Source organism: Rhodopseudomonas palustris (assembly GCF_003226555.1).
Classification (GTDB): Bacteria; Pseudomonadota; Alphaproteobacteria; order Rhizobiales; family Xanthobacteraceae; genus Rhodopseudomonas; species Rhodopseudomonas palustris_I.
Genome location: NZ_QKQS01000034.1, coordinates 1 through 257 on the forward strand (window position 1 = coordinate 1; position 257 = coordinate 257).

Here is a 257-nt window from a genome sequence, read left to right on the forward strand (position 1 = left end):
GTCACGAAGCCAAGGTCGCGGCCGGCCGACGTCACAGCGTCGGTGATCGCGGCAACGCTGTCGGGATCGACCGCATTGTACTCGTCAAGCAAGGCTGCGGCAGGGAACATGAAGTTGCCGCTGTTCCACAGATAGCCCGACTCGACATAGCTTTCGGCGGTGGCGAGGTCCGGCTTCTCGACGAACTTGGCGACATTGCGGACCTTGCCGACGATCGCGTCGCCGGGACAGATATAGCCGTATTCGGTCGCCGGACG

Annotated in this window: 1 protein-coding gene; it reads right to left on the reverse strand. The window is 63.0% G+C overall.

The window, feature by feature from the left end; all coding sequences use genetic code 11:
• A partial coding sequence (locus DNX69_RS23835; RefSeq protein WP_249776201.1) for a sugar phosphate nucleotidyltransferase occupies nucleotides 1-257 on the reverse strand: 257 nt, incomplete at both ends.